Source organism: Streptosporangium sp. NPDC023615 (assembly GCF_040640155.1).
GTDB lineage: Bacteria > Actinomycetota > Actinomycetes > Streptosporangiales > Streptosporangiaceae > Streptosporangium.
Genome location: NZ_JBFABE010000046.1, coordinates 1 through 18380, shown reverse-complemented (window position 1 = coordinate 18380; position 18380 = coordinate 1). Strand labels below are relative to the sequence as shown.

Annotated in this window: 17 protein-coding genes; 12 read left to right on the top strand and 5 right to left on the bottom strand. The window is 71.7% G+C overall.

The features are described 5' to 3' along the window. Positions 1-34 precede the first annotated feature (34 nt). The 8 genes from AB0G16_RS26695 (at position 35) to AB0G16_RS26660 (ending at position 5589) form a co-directional block, all read left to right on the top strand. Entirely contained in the window at positions 35-409 is a 375-nt protein-coding gene (locus AB0G16_RS26695; protein ID WP_362810434.1) for a YciI family protein, read from the top strand. 87 nt (positions 410-496) lie between these two features. Next, positions 497-1780: an RNA polymerase sigma factor gene (locus AB0G16_RS26690; RefSeq protein WP_362810431.1), complete on the top strand. Its 1284-nt coding sequence runs from the start codon at positions 497-499 to the stop codon at positions 1778-1780. 51 nt (positions 1781-1831) lie between these two features. Then, positions 1832-2116, top strand: coding sequence for a YiaA/YiaB family inner membrane protein (locus AB0G16_RS26685; RefSeq protein WP_362810428.1), 285 nt, complete (start codon positions 1832-1834; stop codon positions 2114-2116). Positions 2117-2321: 205 nt separating this feature from the next. Next, the gene (locus tag AB0G16_RS26680) at positions 2322-2882 is read left to right on the top strand and encodes a TetR family transcriptional regulator (protein ID WP_362810425.1); all 561 of its coding nucleotides are present in this window, start codon (positions 2322-2324) and stop codon (positions 2880-2882) included. 80 nt (positions 2883-2962) lie between these two features. Next, positions 2963-3160, top strand: a complete 198-nt coding sequence (locus tag AB0G16_RS26675) for a hypothetical protein (protein WP_362810422.1) — start codon at positions 2963-2965, stop codon at positions 3158-3160. A gap of 254 nt (positions 3161-3414) precedes the next feature. Then, positions 3415-4047, top strand: a complete 633-nt coding sequence (locus AB0G16_RS26670; protein ID WP_362810419.1) for an STAS domain-containing protein — start codon at positions 3415-3417, stop codon at positions 4045-4047. A gap of 180 nt (positions 4048-4227) precedes the next feature. Continuing rightward, entirely contained in the window at positions 4228-4932 is a 705-nt protein-coding gene (locus AB0G16_RS26665) for a hypothetical protein (RefSeq protein ID WP_362810416.1), read from the top strand. 51 nt (positions 4933-4983) lie between these two features. Next, positions 4984-5589: a hypothetical protein gene (locus AB0G16_RS26660; protein ID WP_362810413.1), complete on the top strand. Its 606-nt coding sequence runs from the start codon at positions 4984-4986 to the stop codon at positions 5587-5589. A 54-nt stretch (positions 5590-5643) separates the two neighbouring features. Here the strand turns inward: AB0G16_RS26660 and AB0G16_RS26655 are convergent, their stop codons facing one another. The 3 genes from AB0G16_RS26655 to AB0G16_RS26645 form a co-directional block, all read right to left on the bottom strand. Further along, positions 5644-7896, bottom strand: a complete 2253-nt coding sequence (locus AB0G16_RS26655; protein WP_362810573.1) for a heavy metal translocating P-type ATPase — start codon at positions 7894-7896, stop codon at positions 5644-5646. 113 nt (positions 7897-8009) lie between these two features. Next, positions 8010-9128, bottom strand: coding sequence for a hypothetical protein (locus tag AB0G16_RS26650; RefSeq protein WP_362810410.1), 1119 nt, complete (start codon positions 9126-9128; stop codon positions 8010-8012). A 253-nt stretch (positions 9129-9381) separates the two neighbouring features. Continuing rightward, a complete protein-coding gene (locus AB0G16_RS26645; RefSeq protein WP_362810407.1) occupies positions 9382-11853 on the bottom strand; it encodes an FAD-dependent oxidoreductase in 2472 nt (823 codons plus the stop codon). A gap of 75 nt (positions 11854-11928) precedes the next feature. Between AB0G16_RS26645 and AB0G16_RS26640 the strand changes: the two genes are divergently transcribed. Together AB0G16_RS26640 and AB0G16_RS26635 are read left to right on the top strand one after the other, a co-directional pair. Then, positions 11929-12882 (top strand): choline/ethanolamine kinase family protein, encoded by a 954-nt coding sequence (locus AB0G16_RS26640; protein ID WP_362810404.1) that lies wholly within the window; start codon positions 11929-11931, stop codon positions 12880-12882. Next, positions 12879-14498 (top strand): amino acid permease, encoded by a 1620-nt coding sequence (locus AB0G16_RS26635; RefSeq protein WP_362810401.1) that lies wholly within the window; start codon positions 12879-12881, stop codon positions 14496-14498. The genes AB0G16_RS26640 and AB0G16_RS26635 overlap by 4 nt, the downstream gene beginning before the upstream one ends. 75 nt (positions 14499-14573) lie before the next feature. Here the strand turns inward: AB0G16_RS26635 and lipB are convergent, their stop codons facing one another. Together lipB and AB0G16_RS26625 are read right to left on the bottom strand one after the other, a co-directional pair. Continuing rightward, a complete protein-coding gene (lipB, locus tag AB0G16_RS26630; protein WP_362810397.1) occupies positions 14574-15212 on the bottom strand; it encodes a lipoyl(octanoyl) transferase LipB in 639 nt (212 codons plus the stop codon). Positions 15213-15227: 15 nt separating this feature from the next. Next, positions 15228-15413 carry a PspC domain-containing protein gene (locus AB0G16_RS26625; protein WP_344743060.1) on the bottom strand — a complete coding sequence of 62 codons (186 nt, stop codon included), beginning with the start codon at positions 15411-15413 and terminating at the stop codon, positions 15228-15230. 235 nt (positions 15414-15648) lie between these two features. On the opposite strand from AB0G16_RS26625, the gene AB0G16_RS26620 reads away from it, so the two are divergent. Together AB0G16_RS26620 and AB0G16_RS26615 are read left to right on the top strand one after the other, a co-directional pair. Further along, complete coding sequence (locus AB0G16_RS26620; protein ID WP_362810394.1) at positions 15649-17187, top strand: M28 family metallopeptidase; 1539 nt, start codon at positions 15649-15651, stop codon at positions 17185-17187. A gap of 151 nt (positions 17188-17338) precedes the next feature. Then, positions 17339-18380, top strand: a 1042-nt coding sequence (locus AB0G16_RS26615; protein ID WP_362810391.1) for a M28 family metallopeptidase, incomplete at its 3' end; no start/stop codon positions are given.

Below are 18380 nucleotides of genomic sequence, written 5' to 3'. Positions count from 1 at the left end.
GTCACGACCGAGAACACGTCGAAGGAGACACCCCATGCGATACCTGGTCACCCTCAAGGTCCTCAACCAGCCCACGACCCCGGCGCCCGCCGAGCTGATGGAGGCCATCAACGAACTCGGCGAGGAGGCCACCCGGGCCGGCGCCCTGCTGGACAACGGCGGGCTGGCCCCGCGGGCCGAGGGCGCCCGGGTCGAGCTGACCGGGGGGAAGCTGACCGTCACGGACGGCCCGTTCGCCGAGGCGAAGGAGATGATCAGCTACGCCCTCTACCAGACCCGGTCGAAGGAGGAGACGATCGAGTGGACCTCCCGCTTCATGCGACTGCACCGCGACCACTGGGAGGGCTGGGAGGGCGAGGCCGAGGTACTGCGCGTCTTCGGTCCCGAGGACTTCGCCGCCTTCTCCTGAACCCCGCCCCCGCCGTGTCCCGCGACTCCCGGTCGCGCGGCGGGGCGCCGTCGCGTACCGGGGCGGAGTGGGGTTGGATCGGACGCCATGGGAGTCGACGACGCTCACCGCAGGGTCGAGGCGGTCTGGCGGATCGAGTCCGCCAGGGTGATCGGCGGCCTGGCCAGGATCGTGAACGACATCGGGCTGGCCGAGGAGCTGGCCCAGGACGCCCTGGTCATCGCGCTGGAGCAGTGGCCGCAGACCGGCGTGCCGGACAACCCCGGTGCCTGGCTGATGCTCACCGCCAAGCACCGGGCGATCGACCTGCTGCGCCGCAGGAGCACCTACGAACGCAAGCTCGAAGAGGTCGGACGGGACCTGGAGGTCCGCCGATGGGCGGCCGAGGACGAAGTGGACGACAGCCTCGACGACCCGATCGGCGACGACGTGCTGCGCCTGCTGTTCACCGCCTGCCACCCGGTGCTGCCCGCCGAGGGACGCCTGGCGCTCACCCTGCGCCTGCTGGGCGGCCTGACGACAGCGGAGATCGCCCGCGCCTTCCTGGTGCCGGAGCCGACCGTCGGACAGCGGATCAGCCGGGCCAAGCGCACCCTCGCCGACAGGCGGGTGCGGATCGAGATGCCCGCGCCGGAGGAGCTGAACGGCAGGATCTCCTCGGTCCTGGAGGTCGTCTACCTCGTCTTCAACGAGGGCTACTCGGCGACCCTCGGTGAGGACTGGACGCGTCCCTCGCTCTGCGAGGAGGCGTTGCGCCTGGGCCGGATCCTGGCCGGGCTGATGCCGGACCGGGCCGAGGTGCACGGCCTGGTCGCGCTGATGGAGATCCAGGCGTCCCGGTTGCGCGCCAGGACCGGGCCGGACGGCGAGCCCGTCCTGCTGCTCGACCAGGACCGCGGGCTCTGGGACCGGCTGCTGGTGCGTCGCGGGCTGGAGTCGCTGGAACGCGCCGAGGCGCTCGGCACGCTGGGGCCGTACGGCCTTCAGGCGGCGATCGCCGCCTGCCACGCCCGCGCGCCGTCGGCCGGCGACACCGACTGGGAGCGGATGGCCGCCCTCTACCGGCTGCTGGCCCACGTCGCCCCCTCGCCCGTGGTCGAGCTGAACCGCGCGGTCGCGGTGGGCATGGCGTACGGTCCGGCGCGGGGTCTGGAGATCGTGGAGGGACTGACGGCCGAGCGCGCCCTCGCCGGTTATCCACAGCTTCCGGCCGTACGGGGGGATCTGCTCGCGAGGCTGGGCCGTCTCGGCGAGGCGCGCGCGGAGTTCGAGCGGGCCGCCGCGCTCACCCGCAACGAGCGCGAACGCGCCCTCTTCCTGGCTCGCGCGGAGGGGGCGTCGCCGGGCGGCGACCGTCGTACTCACGAGTAACTAAGTAGCCGCGCCCATGTCCCGGAGGCGGAGCGCGCCGACGATGGTGACATGACGCGACCGGTGAAGAACTCGACGACGACGGCCTTCTACGCGCAGGCCGTGCTCTCCTTCGGCCTCTCGGTGACGGCCCTGGGGATCGGCATCGCCTACCTGCCCGTGACCACCTGGGTCCGGTCCTTCATGGGCATCGGGCTGCTGTACGTGGTGACCTCGACCTTCACGCTGGCCAAGTGCGTGCGCGACCGCAACGAGGAGGCCGCCGTCGTCAGCCGGGTCGACCAGGCCAGGCTCGACAAGCTGCTGGCCGAGCACGACCCCTTCAAGACCGACTGAGGCGGGCCGGGATCGCGGTCGGCCGCCGCGCACCCCGGCCCGCCGGGCGGCCGTCCGCCCGTCCCGCGTGAGGGGCGTCGCCGGACCCCTCCGCCGCACGTACCCGTCGGCAGGTCAGCGGCTTCTCCCCCGGGCCGCTACCCTTGGCCCGAGCATCGGGACACCGCCTGCGGGTGCGTCCGGACGCGAGACGGGGGGACGCCAGGTGGCCAGGTCGTCAGACACCAGGGCGCGCATCCAGGCGGCGGCACGGGAGCTCTTCGCGGAGAAGGGCGTCCAGCAGACGAGCCTGCGCGACATCGCGGCACGGCTCGGGATCACCAAGCCCGCGCTCTACTACCACTTCACCTCGCGCGAGGAGCTGCTGCGCAGCGTCGTCCAGCCGCTGATCGACGACATCGACGCCTTCCTGGCCGACGCCGAGGCGGGCGCCCCGCGGAGCCCGCGCGACCTCCTGCAGACGTACTTCGACATCACCTTCCGGCACCGCGAGGTCACCGCGATGGCGGTACGCGAGCTGGCGGTCCTGGCTCCGCTCGACCTCCGACGGCGCGTGGTGGGCTGGCGGCAGCGGCTCACCGTCCTGCTCCTCGCCCCCGACCCCCTGCCCGGTCAGGCCGCCCGCATCCGCGCGAGCGTGGCCATCGGCGGTCTCTCGGACTGCGCCGTGGAGTTCGCCGACGTCCCGGCGGAAAGGCTGGGACCCACGGCGGTGGCCGCCGCGCTGGCGGCGCTCGGTGCCGACTCGCCGGTGACGGCCGGTTAGAGGAGGTCCGGGGAACTCCGGTGCGCGTTCGCAACAATGAGAAATATCACAAAAGTATTGAAAGGTCCTAAAGTTAACTCATGGTGACTCACCGCACGGCAGTCGTCCCCCTTGATTCCGAGACCCCCGGCAGATGTCTCTGCGGCCACCGGGCCGACTACGTGATCGAGACGCGCTGGTTCTCGGGCAGGCACTCCCGCGACCCCGTCTGCTCCCCGCACGTCACCGCGGTCCTCCAGGGGATCGCCAAGCAGAACGCCCGCCGCGACGGGGGATGAACGACCGGCCGCGGCCGGTTCCGTACCGTCCCGGCACGGGAGGATCCCCGACCGCGCGCCACCGTCCGGGAGCCAGTCACCATGATCGCGCTGGCGCCGGTCCGGCCCCTCGCCCCCGGTCCCGTGGCACGCGCCGGGAGGCCGGCGTCCGCACGCGCCCGGCGATTCCCTCCGGTCCGGGCGCCCGGATTCGCATACCTGGTAAGACGGGGGGAACGCCCGCCCTGTGAACTGCGGGTCTAAGGAGTCCTTCCATGCCACCCGAAGATGTGAACATCCTCTCCATGTCCATCGACACCTACGGAGGCGCGATCGTCGTCCGGGCGACCGGCGAGCTCGACTACGACTACGCGCCCGTCTTCCGCAGGGAGCTCACCCGGGTGTGGAGAACGGACGCCGGCACCTCGTCGGCCGAGCCCTCCCCCCCGCGTGAGCCGTCGCCCGCCTTCCCCGGCACCTCCCCGCTCCTGCCCGAGCGGCCCTTCTCCCCGGTGACCTCACCCCCGGCGCCCCCGCCCCCGGCGGTCTCGTCCCCGGCGGCCTCGCCCCCCGCGGTCTCTCCCCTGACGACCTCGCCCTCGGCGGTGAGCCCGTCCTTGCTCGCGGCGCGGAGCGCGTTCCCCTCCGGGGCGGCCGCCGGGACGGCGCCTTCCTGGATCATCCTCGACCTGACGGGGCTCACCTTCTGCGACTCCACCGGGCTCGCGGAGCTGCTGTGGAGCCTGCGCCGGAGCCAGGAGACCGGGACGCGCCTCGTACTGGCCGGGGCGAGCCGGACACTGCGCCACATGCTGTCCATCACCGGGTTGCTGGCCTTCTTCACGATGGCCGGCTCCGTGGAGGAGGCGCTGCTGGAGGCGGGAACGGGCACGCCCGGAGAGGGCTGACGCGCCCGCCCCCGCCGGACGCCGGGGACGGACGGACGCCGATCGGACACCGATCGGCGTCCGTCGGGACGTGCTCATGAAGTCGTGAGATGTATGTCGTTAAAACGCCCTCATTGACCTTACAAGTGAGTCAATATCTTCTTACGGGAAAATCCACTCTTCGTCGAAAGTGGGGTCCCGATGCGGAAGACACCGCCGCGGGCGACCGCGGAAGCACCGCCCGAGGCTCCGCACGCGCTGCCCGTGGAGCCCAAGGAGTTCGTCAGCCTGCTGGCCGTCGACTTCACCGGCACCTACCAGGTCTACCTGGCTGCCAAGGACGAGCGGATCAAGATGACCCGGTTGTCCATGAGCCTGCTCGCAGCCCCGTTCGCCGCGGCGGTCGCGCTGGCGAGCGCGAAGGTGGTCAGGCCGGACGCCCTGGCCGCCTGGGAGAGCGTCCCGTGGTACCTGTTCGCGACGGTCGCCGCGTTCGGGCTGCTCAACGTGCTGCCCTTCCTGCGCCTGATCGAGGCGGTCAACGCGCACATGAGGACGGCACGGGCGCTCAACAACTTCCGCCTGCTCTACGTCCTCCCCCTCAAGGACCACTTCTCGGCCCTCGGCTGGAGCCCTAACCTGCCGGTCGATCCCCGCTATCCGGAGACGTACGCGCCGCTGGCGTGGCCGGGGATCAACGTGATGATGCTGGCACTGGTCAACGGCTCCTACATCGCGGTCGGCGTGCTCGGACTGATCGGGGCCGAGCCCACCCCGGCCCTGCTGCTGGTGATCATCGGGTTGCTCGCACTGATCCACTATTTCGTCTACTACGTGCGCGCCAACGTCTCCCGGCAACGCCGGCTCCCACACAATCCCTACCATTTCCCCAACGTGGAGACATGAATGCCCGACCTCCTCAGGTTCGCGTCTTGTGGGGAGACGTGGATCTGGCTGATGCGACACGTGACGGACAGCGGCGGTCCCGCCCTGGACGACCGCGGCCCGATCATCGAGGCCCCGGCCGTGCTGTTCGAAATCAACGCTCTGAGCTGGGACGATCCCATCCTCAGATGCCACGGCGACCCGGGAAAGATCCCGCTGTACGCCAGCAAGTTCAGTGAGCGGTCGATCGTCCCGCCGTTCAAGTACAGCTACGGGGGACGGCTGCGGCAGTTCCTCGGCGTCGACCAGCTCGGCTGGATCTCCGACGTGCTGCGCGCCAAGCCGTACACCAAGAGCGGCTGGATCTCGCTGACCGCTCCCGGCGAGCCTCCGGACGCGGTGCCCTGCCTGACCAGCCTGGCCTTCCGGCTCCGCGCCGGGCGCCTGGTCATGACCGCGGCCTTCCGGTCGCAGAACGCCTACACCTGCTATCTCAACTACGTGCCGCTCCGCGGGATCCAGCGCGAGGTCGCGGACGGCCTGACGGTGGGCTGCGGGCCGATGAGGGTCTTCGTCGACGTGCCGCACATCTACACCGCGGACGAGGAGCGGGTGGGGAGGATCCTCCGGCCGTCGGAACGGGCCGGGCCGAAGGGAAGGACCACCGAGGCCGCGTGACCACCCGAGACCGGGTGGCCACCCGAGACCGGATGGTCACCCGGAGCCGGGTGGTCACTTGAAGCGGCGCAGCCGCAGGCTGTTGCTGACCACGAACACCGAGGAGAGCGCCATCGCACCTCCGGCGATCATGGGCGTGAGCAGCCCGGACGCGGCCAGCGGGATGGCGGCCACGTTGTAGGCGAAGGCCCAGAACAGGTTGCCCCTGATGGTGCGGAGCGTGCGGCGGGACAGCCGGATGGCGTCGGCGGCCACCCTCAGGTCACCGCGGACCAGCGTCAGGTCGGAGGCCTCGATCGCGACGTCGGCGCCCGTCCCCATCGCCATGCCGAGATCGGCCTGGGCGAGCGCGGCGGCGTCGTTGACCCCGTCGCCGATCATCGCCACGACACGGCCCTCGGACTGCAGGCGCTTGACGGCGTCCACCTTGTCGGCGGGCAGCACGTCGGCGATGACCTCGTCGATGCCGACGGCCTCGGCTACCGTGCGGGCCACCGCCTCGTTGTCCCCGGTCAGCAGGACCGGGCGCAGGCCGAGCGCGCGCAGCGCGGCGACCGCCTCGGCCGAGGTGGGCTTGATCGCGTCCGCGACGGTGAGCACCGCGCGTACCTCGCCGTCCCAGCCGGCCACGACCGCGGTCTCCCCGCGGGCCCGCGCCCGGTCCAGCTCCTCCTCCAGGGAGGCCGGCAGGGCCTGCGACCACTCGGCGAACAGCCGGGGGCGCCCGACCAGGACGGCGTGCCCGTCGACGACGCCCTGGACGCCGAGACCCTCGATGTTCACGAAGTCCTCGACCTCGGCCGTGGAGTTCGCCGCGCGGGCGACGGCACGGGCGACGGGGTGCTCGGAGGCGGCCTCCAGCGCCCCGGCCAGCCGGAGCACCTCGTCCCGATCCTGGCCCGGGGCGGTGAGGACCTCCCGGAGGGTCATCGTGCCGGACGTCACGGTGCCGGTCTTGTCGAGCACGACGGTGTCGATGCCGTGGGTCGACTCCAGCGCCTCGGGCCCCTTGATCAGGATGCCGAGCTGGGCGCCCCTGCCGGTCCCGACCAGCAGCGCGGTCGGCGTGGCCAGGCCCAGGGCGCAGGGGCACGCGATGATCAGGACCGCGACGGCCGCGGTGAAGGCGGCGACGGGACCGGCCCCGCTGCCGAGCCAGAAGCCGAGGGTCGCCACGGACAGCGCGATCACGATCGGCACGAACACCGCCGAGATCCGGTCGGCCAGCCGCTGCACGGCGGCCTTGCCGTTCTGCGCGTCCTCCACCAGCCTGGCCATCTGGGCGAGCTGCGTGTCGGAACCGACCCGGGTGGCCCTGACCGTGAGCCTCCCCGAGACGTTCACGGTGGCGCCGGTCACGGCGTCGCCCGGACGCACCTCCACCGGGACCGACTCCCCGGTCAGCAGGGAGGCGTCCACGGCCGAGGACCCCTCCTCGACCACGCCGTCGGTCGCGATCTTCTCTCCCGGCCGTACCACGAAGAGGTCGCCCTTCGTGAGCGCGGCGATCGGCACCTGCTCGCCGGAGGCCAGCGTGACCTCCTTGGCGCCCATCGACATCAGCGCGCGGAGCGCGGCACCGGCGCGGCGCTTGGAGCGGGCCTCGAAGTAGCGTCCCGCGAGGATGAAGGTGACCACCCCGGCGGCGGCCTCGAAGTAGATGTTGCCCGAGCCGTCCCCGCCGGACGGGACGAGCTCGAAGCCGTGCCGCATGCCCGGCATGCCCGCCGTGCCGAGGAACAGCGCCCAGAGCGACCAGGCGAAGGCGGCGATCGTGCCCAGCGAGACCAGCGTGTCCATGGTGGCGGCGCCGTGCCGCAGGTTGGTCCAGGCCGCCCGGTGGAAGGGCCACCCGCCGTAGACCACGACGGGGCCGGCCAGCGCCAGGGAGAGCCACTGCCAGTTGTCGAACTGCAGCGCCGGGATCATCGCCATCGCGACGACCGGCACCGACAGGACCGCGGAGGTGATCAGGCGCTGCCTGAGCGGCGCGAGCCCGTCGTGCTCCCCTGCCCGCTCGCCGTCCCGCTCGCCGGACCCGTCGCTCCGGCCCGGGTCCGTGACCGGCTGGGGGGGCGGGGGCGGCTCGGCCGTGTAGCCGGCCTTGCGGACCTCGGCGATCAGGTCGTCCGGGGTGATCTCACCGGGGTAGGCGACCTTCGCCTTCTCGGTGGCGTAGTTGACGGTCGCGCTCACCCCGTCCAGCTTGTTGAGCCTGCGCTCGATGCGGGCCGCGCAGGAGGCGCACGTCATGCCGCCGATGGCGAGTTCGATCTCGCCGCCGGTCGTCGGCTCGCCGGTGGTCATGGACGTCACGGCCCCTCCCGGTGCCTCGTGTGTCGTTTCCGCCCTCGTCCGTCGTCGCCCGTCCGGGTGCGTGCTCTCCTCATCAGGGGAACGTGTGACCCCCATGGGGTATTTCACGGCTGATCACCGTGCTCGTGGGAGCCGTGGTCGTCCTCGGCCGGCTTCGTGGCCCCCGCCGACTCCGGGCCGGGGGCCGTGGCCGCGGTGAACGCGGCGGTGCGCACGGTCCCGGCGTGCTGGAAGTCCAGGAAGAGCCGGTACGTCCCGGAGCTCGGCACCTCGGCGTAGAAGGTGATGTCCGGGCCGGGCCTGGTGCGCCCGTCCCCGGGCGCCCCGTCGGGGTGCACGTGCAGGTAGGCCAGGTCGCCGTCCCGGAGCGCGACCAGGTGACCGTACGCGGCCAGGTAGGGCTCCAGGTCGGTGACCGGGCGGCCGTCCTTGGCGACGGAGAGCGTGAGCATGCTGGTGCGGCCCGCGACGAGACCTCCGGTGAGGGTGACGGTGTAGTCGCCCACCTTCGCGGTCTCCTTCGGCGCGGCCGGGGGCTCGGGCCGGTAGTCGCCGGCCACGGACAGGTCCATGCCCAGCGTCATGGCCTTCCCGCCCTCGGGGGCGAAGTCGGCGAAGGCCCGGTACTCCCCGGCGGCGGGGAGCTCCAGCGGGACCGACCAGACCCCGCTCCCCTTCCGGACGGGGTGCAGGTGCTGGAAACCGGTCAGGTCGCGGCGGACCACGATGAAGTGGAGCTCCTTGTCGTGCTGGACGGTGAAGTCGGTGACCGGGTGGCCGTCGGGACCGATGACCGAGAACCGGAAGTCGGTCCGCTCACCGGCCTTCACCTCGTCGGTCTCCGGCAGGAGCGTGTAGCCGCCCTCGGAGACCTGGAGCCCGCCGGGGACGGCCTGAGCCGTCGCCGCCTTCGCCGCCGTCGTCGCGGTGCCGGACCGCGCGTCGGGGGCCGCGTTCGGCCCGGCTCCGCGCCCCGCGTCCTGCCCCGCGTCCTGTCCGGCGTCCTGTCCGGCTCCGTGGCCGGTGTCCTGGCCGCCCTGACCGCCGCCCTGACCGCCGTCGTGTCCGCCCGGCGCCGCGGTCCGGGCCGCGCCCTGGCCGGGGCCGCTCGCGGCCTGCGCCGGGTTCGCGACCGGTCCGGCCACCCGCCCGGCGCCCAGGGCGCCGCCGAACACCACGACCAGCCCCAGCGCGTACGCGCCCACTCTCGTCACACCGTTCATCACCCCTCCTTATACCCTCAGGGGGTATCTCTACGGTCGCAACGATGCCACACACCACCCTTTTTGACAACCCCGGGGGGGTATCCGTGACGCCGGTCTCCGCAACACAGGATGACCGAGACGCGAGGTGACGAAGGGACGTACGGGAAATCAGGGGCGGCGGATCACGCCCCGCCCCGTCCTGGGGCGGGCGAGGCGGGGCGGGGCGGGGCCGGGCGGGACGCGGCCCCGGAGCGGCCGGGGGCCGGGAACGTCAGGCGGGCAGGCGGCGGACGCGCTCCGAGGACGGGTCGTAGAGGGGTTCGGCGGCGACGACGGCGCCCGTCCAGACGCCGGTGACGCCGACCTCCACCCGGTCGCCGGGGGCCGTGGCCGCGGGCAGGTAGGCGTAGGCGATCGAGCGGTCGACGCGGTGGCCGTACCCGCCGCTGGTGACCCGCGAGACGGGCAGGCCGCCGGCGCGGACCGGCTCGCCGCCCAGGCAGACCTGGCGGGGGTCGTCCAGGACCAGGCAGGACAGCCGCCGCGCCGGCGTCGCCCGCCGGGCGGCGTCCCCGGAGCCCGCGGCGGCCGGCGCGTGGAGGGCCGCCCGGCCGAGGAAGTCCCTGTCGCCTGCGACCGCGAAGTCCAGGCCCGCCTCCCACGGCGTGGTCTCCGGGGTGATGTCCAGCCCCCAGACGCGGTAGCCCTTCTCCAGGCGCATCGAGTCGATCGCGCGGTACCCGGCCGGGCGCATCCCGTGGGGCGCCCCCGCCTCCATGAGCGTGTCCCACAGCGTCAGCCCGTACTCCGTGGGGCAGTACAGCTCCCAGCCGAACTCGCCCACGAACGTCACCCGCTGGGCCAGCACCGGGACGTTCCCCACGCTGATCTCCCGGGCCCGCAGGTAGCCGAAGGTCAGGTCGTCGGCACAGACGGAGCCGAGGACGTCGAGCGCCCGCGGCCCCCAGAGGCAGTAGCAGGCGTGGGCCGAGGTCACGTCGCGGACGTCGAGGCCCAGGCCGCGCAGCCAGGCGGCGTCGTGGACGCCGAACGCGGTGCCGGTGACCAGGCGGAAGCGGTCCTCGGCCAGGCGGGTGACGGTCAGGTCCGCCTCGATGCCGCCTCGCGCGTTCAGCAGCTGGGTGTAGACGACCGAGCCCACGGGCCGGTCGATCCGCCCGGCGCAGGCCCACCGCAGCCCCTCCAGCGCCCCGGGCCCGGACACCTCCAGCTTGGAGAACGAGCTCTGGTCGAACAGCCCGGCGGCGTCCCGGGTGGCCAGGCACTCCTCGCGGACGGCCGGCGACCAGATCCGCCCGGCCCACCCGTCCGGACGGCGCCCCGCCCCGTCCCCCGGCGGGTGCGCGCCGGACCCGTACCGGTTGACCCGCTCCCAGCCGGACTTCTCGCCGAACGCCGCACCCAGCTCCACGTGCCGCACCCAGGCCGGTGAGCGGCGGAGCGGCCGGGCGGCGGTGCGCTCCTCGCCGGGGTAGACGATGTCGTAGTACGTCGAGTACGCGTCCAGGGCCTTGGCGCGGGCCCAGGAGGCCGAGCGGGCGTGCCCGGAGAAACGGCGCAGGTCCATGGCGAACACGTCGTACTCGGGCGAGCCGTCCACGATCCACTCGGCCATCACCTTGCCCACGCCGCCCGCCGCGGCCAGGCCGTGCACGCAGAACCCCGCCGCCGCCCACAGGCCGCGGACCGGGGTCTCGCCGAGCAGGAACTCGCCGTCGGGGGTGAACGCCTCGGGACCGTGCACGACCTTCGCGATCCCGGTACGGGCGAGATCGGGGACGCGCCGCACCGCCGAATCCCACGATTCCTGAAATTTCGCCATATCGGGATTGAAAAGCGTGCGGGGTTCCTCCAGCGGTTCCGCCGTGTCCCAGATCTCGGGGTCGCGAATATACCCACCGACCAGGATCCCGCCGCCCTCCTCCCGAAAATAAACAATGTTGTCCGGATCCCGGACCGTGGGCATGAACGAGGAGACTCCGAAAGGCTCGGTGACGACATATTGATGTTTGATCGGCACGACCGGGATGTCCACCCCGGCCAGCCGCCCGACCCTGCCACTGGCCGCGCCCGCCGCGACGACCACGGTCTCCGCCTGGACCGACCACTCCTCGGTCTCCCCGGCGTCCCCGTCACCGCCGCCCCGCGCGAGCCGTACGCCGGTGATCGCGCCGCCCGCCACGTCGAGCCCCGTCACGCGGGTCCCGGTGAGGATCCGCACGCCCAGCTTCCGCGCCCCCGCCGCCAGCGCCCTGGCCAGCAGCGCCGGATCCAGCCAGCCGTCCCCGGGCAGCCAGAGCGCGGCCCGCACGTCCCGGGCGTTCAGCAGGGGGAGCCTCTGCCCGGCCTCGGCGCCGGAGAGCATCTCGATGCCGAGCCCGTAGGTCTCCGCGGCCCCGGCCAGCCGCAGCGACTCCTGCACCCGCTCGGGCGTGGTGGCCAGCCGCAGGCCGCCGACCCCGTGCCAGCCCGGGTCGAGACCGGTGAGCTCGGCCAGCTCGGGGTAGAGGCCCGCCGAATACATGATCATCTTTGTCTGGGTGACGGTGGAGCGGAGCTGGCCGACGAAACCGGCCGAGTGCCAGGTCGTCCCCTCGGTGAGCTCGTGCCGTTCCACCAGCAGCACCTCGGTCCAGCCGAGCCGTGCCAGATGGTAGGCCACGCTGCATCCGGCCACCCCGCCGCCGATCACGACCGCCCGTGCGGAGCCGGGAAGTTCCATGGTTCACGTCCCCCCTGTAACACCGTGCACGCAAAATCGGATCAATGGTCTGAAGGTAGGCCAAAGGAGGGCGGCATGCCAGATCCTCTAGCCGACGTCCGCGCCTGGGCGGGACAGCCCGTGACCGAGACGCCGATCAAGGGGGGCCTCAGCCACCGGATCATCCGCCTGGACGCGGCGGACGGCCGGCGCTGGCTGCTGCGCGTCCTGGACCCCCGGGTGTCCGGGGCCGGGCTCGGCATCCCGCTGGCACAGGAGATCGCCAACACCGTGCGCGCCGCGGACGCCGGGGTCGGCGCCAGGGTGCTGCACCGGCTCCCGGGCGCGATGGTGCTGGAGTACCTCGACGGCGTCACCCTGGACGCGGACGCGGTACGGGAGCTCCCCGGCCCGATCGCGGCGGCCTGCCGCCGGCTGCACGCCGGCCCCCGGTTCGTCAACGACTTCTCCATCTTCCGCAAGCTGGACGAGTTCCTCACCCTGTGCCGTACCCACGAACTGCCCGTACCCGACGGCTACCTCGACCGCCTTCCCGCGGCGGCGGAGATCGAGCGGGCGCTGGCCGCCGATCCGGCGCCCACCGTGCCCTGCCACAACGACCTGCTGCCGGAGAACCTCATCCGCTGCGGCGACGAGGTCAGGATCGTCGACTACCAGCTCTCGGGGAACAACGACCCGGCGTTCGAGCTGGGCGACATCGCCGCCGAGGCCGACTACGACCCCGACCTGACCGCGCGGCTGGCCCGCGCCTACCTCGGCGCCGAGGACCGGCGGTTCACCGCCCGGGTCAGGCTCAACCTGATCATGTCCAACCTGACCTGGACGCTCTGGTTCGCCGTCCACCACGGACTGCTGAGGGAGCAGGCGGCCGACGCCGACTTCGACTACCGGGCCGAGGCGGCCGACAAGTTCTCGCAGGCCGTACGGGACCTGGACGACCCGGGGTTCGGACGGCTCGTCGACGACGTCCGGGGCGCGAGCCCCGGATCCTCACACCCCCCGCACCACCACGCAAGGAGGCTTGAGTGACCAAGCCCACATCGGTCGACGAGGACGCGAAGCGGCTCGCCGAACTCGGTTACAAGCAGGAGCTCTCCAGAACCTGGAGCGGCTTCTCCAACTTCGCCATCTCCTTCTCGATCATCTCCATCCTGGCCGGTTGCTTCACCACGTTCGGCCAGGCGTGGAACAACGGCGGCCCCATCGCCATCTCGTGGGGATGGCCGTTGATCTCGATCTTCATCCTGATCATCGGGCTCTGCATGTCGGAGCTGGTCTCGGCCTACCCGACCGCCGGCGGGATCTACTGGTGGGCCGCGAAGATGGGCAAGCCGATCCACGGCTGGTTCACCGGGTGGTTCAACCTCATCGGGCTGATCGCCGTGACGGCCTCGGTCGACTACGGCTGCGCCACGTTCCTGAACATCACCCTCAGCCGGTTCCTCCCCGGCTGGGACCCCAACCTGAACAACGCGTTCATCCTGTTCGCGGTCATCCTCGTCCTGCACGCGCTGATCAACATCTTCAGCCACCGGCTGATCTCGACGCTGCAGAACGTCTCGGTGTGGTGGCACGTGTTCGGCGCCGCGGCGGTCGTGCTGATCCTGGTCTTCGGCCCGGACTCGCACCAGTCGATGTCGTTCGTGTTCACCGAGACGATCAACAACTCCGGTTTCGCCGACTCGTCCTACTGGTTCTACGTGCTGCCGCTCGGCTTCCTGCTGACCCAGTACACGATCACCGGGTTCGACGCGTGCGCGCACGTGTCCGAGGAGACCCAGGGCGCCTCCACCGCCGCCGCCAGGGGACTGTGGCAGTCGATCTTCTACTCGGCGATCGGCGGCTGGATCCTGCTGCTGGCCTTCCTCTTCGCGGCCACCGACGTGAACGCGATCAACGAGGCGGGCGGCTTCGTCGGCGCCATCTTCGACAGCGCCGTCCCCGGCAACCTGGCCACGGCGATCTTCACGATCTCCACCATCGGCCAGTTCTTCTGCGGCATGAGCTGCGTGACCTCGATGTCCCGGATGACCTACGCCTTCTCCCGGGACGGCGCCATCCCCGGCTGGCGGCTGTGGTCGAAGGTGGACGCCAACCGCACCCCGGTCAACGCGATCGTCTTCGGCTGCGCGGTCGCGCTGATCCTCACCCTGCCCGCCCTGTACGAGGCCCCCGGCGGGGTGCCGCTGGCCTTCTACGCGGTCGTCTCGGTGGCGGTCATCGGCCTCTACATCGCCTTCGCGATCCCGATCTGGCTCCGGCTGCGGATGGGCGACCGGTTCGAGCCCGGCCCCTGGACGCTGGGGCGCAGGTACAGGGTCATGTGCTGGATCGCCATCGTCGAGATCGTGATCATCTCGATCTACTTCGTCATGCCGCTGGTGCCCTCGGCCGTGCCGTTCAGCGACGAGTTCACCTGGACCTCGGTGAACTACTCGCCGATCGTGGTCGGCGTGATGGTGCTGGGTGTCGGCCTGTGGTGGGCGCTGTCGGCCAGGCACTGGTTCACCGGCCCGCGCCGCACGGTCGACATGGCCGAGGCGTTCGACCCGGCGGGGGCGGCCGGACCCGCGGAACCGGCCGGACCCGCGGGCACGCCCGGTGACCCGGCGGACGGTCCGGCCGGCAGGGGTCCCGCCGGCTGACCCGTCCCGGCCGTCGCGCGGCCCCGGCCGGAGTCGCCCGTCCTGCCGGGAGTCGCGCTGCCCCGCCGGGAACGGTCAGCCCGCCTCGAAGGCCTCGGCCACCGCCGCCCGGACCCGGTCCATCTCCGCGGCGGCGGGGGCCTCCCGGCCCACCGAGGTCATGTCCACCTCGGGCATGCCGCAGGCCACCGCCCAGCCCCACGGGGCCAGGTCGCCGTCGACGTTGAGGGCGAATCCGTGGCTGGTGACGCCGCGGCTCTGCCGCATGCCGATGGAGGCGATCTTGCGTCCCGTCTCGCTCGTCCACACGCCGGTCAGCAGTTCCGACCCCGGCGGGGTGTCCCGGCGCTCGGCCGGGACGCCCAGCGCGCCGAGCGCGCGGACGAGCCTCAGCTCGACCTCGCGGACGTAGTCCACGATCCCCTCGTCCTCGCCGAGCTTGACGATCAGATACCCGACGAGCTGGCCGGGGCCGTGGTAGGTGAGCTGGCCGCCCCGACCCGTGCTCACGACGGGGATGCCGTGAGCCGGATCGGGCAGGTGGCTCTCGTCGGTCCGCCTGCCGACGGTGTACACCCGCGGGTGGCTGAGCAGCCAGAGCGTGTCGGAGCACTCGTCGCGCTGCCGCCGACCGACCAGGTCGGTCATCCGCTCCATGGCCTTCTCGTAGTCGACCAGGTCGTCCCGGACCAGGGACAGTGGGCGTCGCCTCATGCCCCCAGCCTATTTTCAGTAGCGGACCGCCGGCGCCTTCGGGACGAAGATCCACATGAGCACGTAGGCGACCCAGAGCGGCCCCGGGATGAGCGAGAGCAGCAGCCAGAACACCCGGACCAGCGTGGGGGGCATGTTGAGGGTCTCCGCGATGCCACCGCAGACGCCGGCGATTATCTTGTGGTTTCTCGAACGATGCACGATGTCTCCCCGGATCGATGTTCTTCGTCTGTTCAACGAACGGCTCTCGTCAGCCCGTTCCCGAGGCACCCCTGAGAAAACCCTGACAGGGTCGAGCTATAACTTCTGCCCATCTCGGCGGAGATACGTCTAGGCGAAACCGTTTGATCACGGTACGTTCCGCCATGTACGCACGAGGGAATCCCTCTCCCGTTCCACCCCTAGGAGCGTTATGCGCCTGAGGTTACGCCGTACCATGGTTCAGGCAGTCACCGTGGTCACGGCCATCGCCCTCCCCCTCGCCTTCACGGTCCCGGCGAGCGCGACCCCCGCGAACACCACCGGCCCCGTCGTCTCCGACGTCCTGGCCAACGTGTTCGCGACCCAGATCAAGGGCAAGAACGTCCAGAAGCACCTGGACAAGTTCTACGAGATCGCGACCGCCAACGGCGGCAACCGGGCCGCGGGCTCACCCGGTTACGACGCCTCCCTGGCCTATCTGCAGGACAAGCTGCGCAAGGCCGGATACAAGACCTCCACGACCGACGTCGAGTTCCCGCTCGGCTGGCAGGAGTTCAGTCCCCCGGTCCTGGAGCAGACGGCCCCCGAGGCGAAGACCTACGCCACGCCGGCCGACTTCGTGACCGTCGTCTCCTCCGACGGTGGCGACGTCACCGCCCAGGTGCAGGTCGTCGACGCGGTCATCCCGCCCTCGCCGACCCCGAACACCTCGACCGCGGGCTGCGAGACGGCGGACTTCGCCGGGTTCGTCCCGGGCCGGATCGCGCTGCTCCAGCGCGGCACCTGCGCGTTCGTCGACAAGGCGACCAACGCCAAGGCCGCCGGCGCGGCCGGTGTGATCTTCTTCAACGAGGGCCAGCCGGGCCGTACCGACCCGCTCGTCTTCGACATCATCGAGTGGCGCTTCGACATGCCCATCGTGATGGCGAGCACGGCCGTCGGCCTTGACCTGGCCGACAGCCCGAACACGACCGTGCGCCTCAAGGTCGACGCCAAGACCGAGGTCGGCCGTACCAAGAACCTGATCGCCGACTCCCGCTGGGGCAAGTCCGGCGAGATCGTGGCGGTCGGCGCCCACCTGGACAGCGTGCCCGAGGGCGCCGGCATCAACGACAACGGCTCCGGCAGCGCCGCCATCCTGGAGACCGCGCTCAAGCTGGCCCACGTGCCCACCAAGCACCGGTTGCGCTTCGCCTGGTGGGGCGCCGAGGAGCTCGGCCTGCTCGGCTCCGAGCAGTACGTCGCGGGCCTGTCGCAGGCCGAGCGGGACAAGATCCGGCTCTACCTGAACTTCGACATGGTCGCCTCGCCGAACGACGGCACCTTCCTGTACGACGGTGACGACTCCGACGCCGAGGGCGCCCCGGCCGGCCCGGCCGGATCGGCCGAGATCGAGAAGCGCCTGGAGGCGTTCTACGCCAAGCGCAACCTGCCGTTCGAGGGCACCGACTTCACCGGCCGCTCCGACTACGGCGCGTTCATCGCCAACGGCATCCCGGCCGGTGGTATCTTCACCGGCGCCGAGGGCATCAAGACCCCCGAGCAGGCCGCGAAGTTCGGCGGCACCGCCGGTGTCGCCTACGACCCCTGCTACCACTCCGCCTGCGACGGCATCGAGAACGTCAACGCCGCCGCCCTGGAGCGCAACTCCAAGGCCGTGGGCTACGCCACCGCGTTCTACGCCTACGACCTGACCGGTATCCCCGACCGCAACGCCGCGGCGCTCGCCAAGAGCACCGCGAGGAGCACCGCGCCCGAGGGCGCGGCCCGCTAGCGCGGAGCGGTCACGCAAGCGCACCACCCCGCACCACCCCGCACCACCCCGCACGACCACGCACGACCACATGGCACCACGGCTGTACGGCGCGCCCCCGACCCGGGGGGCGCGCCTCCCGGGGGACCCCCCACCCTCATATCCGAGGAGCATGATGCGCAAATTGTGGACCATGGGCATGGCGGCGATCCTCGCCATCCCCCTGGCGTTCACCGCCCCGTCGGCGTCAGCGGCCGCCCCACCGGACATCTCGCTGACCGCCGTCAAGGCACACCTCACGCAGTTCCAGTCCATCGCCACCGCCAACGGCGGCAACCGCGCCCACGGCCGCCCCGGCTACCTGGCCTCGGCCAACTACGTCAAGGGCAAGCTGGACGCGGCGGGCTTCACCACCACGCTGCAGTCGTTCACCTACGGCGGCGCGACCGGCTACAACGTCATCGCCGACTGGCCGGGCGGCGACACCAGCAACACCCTGATGATCGGCGCCCACCTCGACAGCGTGACCGCCGGACCGGGCATCAACGACAACGGCACCGGCAGCGCCGCCATCCTGGAGACCGCCCTGGAGGTCTCCCGCCAGTCGCTGGCCCCCACCCGCCACCTGCGCTTCGCGTGGTGGGGCGCGGAGGAGCTGGGCCTGCGCGGCTCCCAGGCGTACGTGAACAGCCTGTCCTCCACCGAGCGGTCGAGGATCAAGGGCTACTACAACTTCGACATGGTCGGCTCGCCGAACCCGGGCTACTTCCTCTACGACGGCGACAACTCCGACGGCGTCGGCTCGGGCCCCGGCCCGGCGGGCTCGGCGCAGCTGGAGGCGACGCTCGCGGCGTACTTCAGCTCGATCGGCGTGGCCACCCGGGGCACCGACTTCGACGGCCGCTCCGACTACGGGCCGTTCATCGCGGTCGGCATCCCGGCGGGAGGCACCTTCACCGGCGCCGAGGGCACCAAGACCAGCGCGCAGGCCACCCTGTGGGGCGGCACGGCGGGTCAGCCCTTCGACCCCTGCTACCACCGCGCGTGCGACACCGTCACCAACGTCAACGACACCGCGCTGAACCGGAACGCCGACGCCATCGCGTACGCGGTGTGGACGACCGCGGTCACGACGCCGCCGCCGCCGGCCATCTGGGAGGACACCTTCGAGACGGCGACCGGCTGGACGACCAACCCCTCGGGCACCGACACCG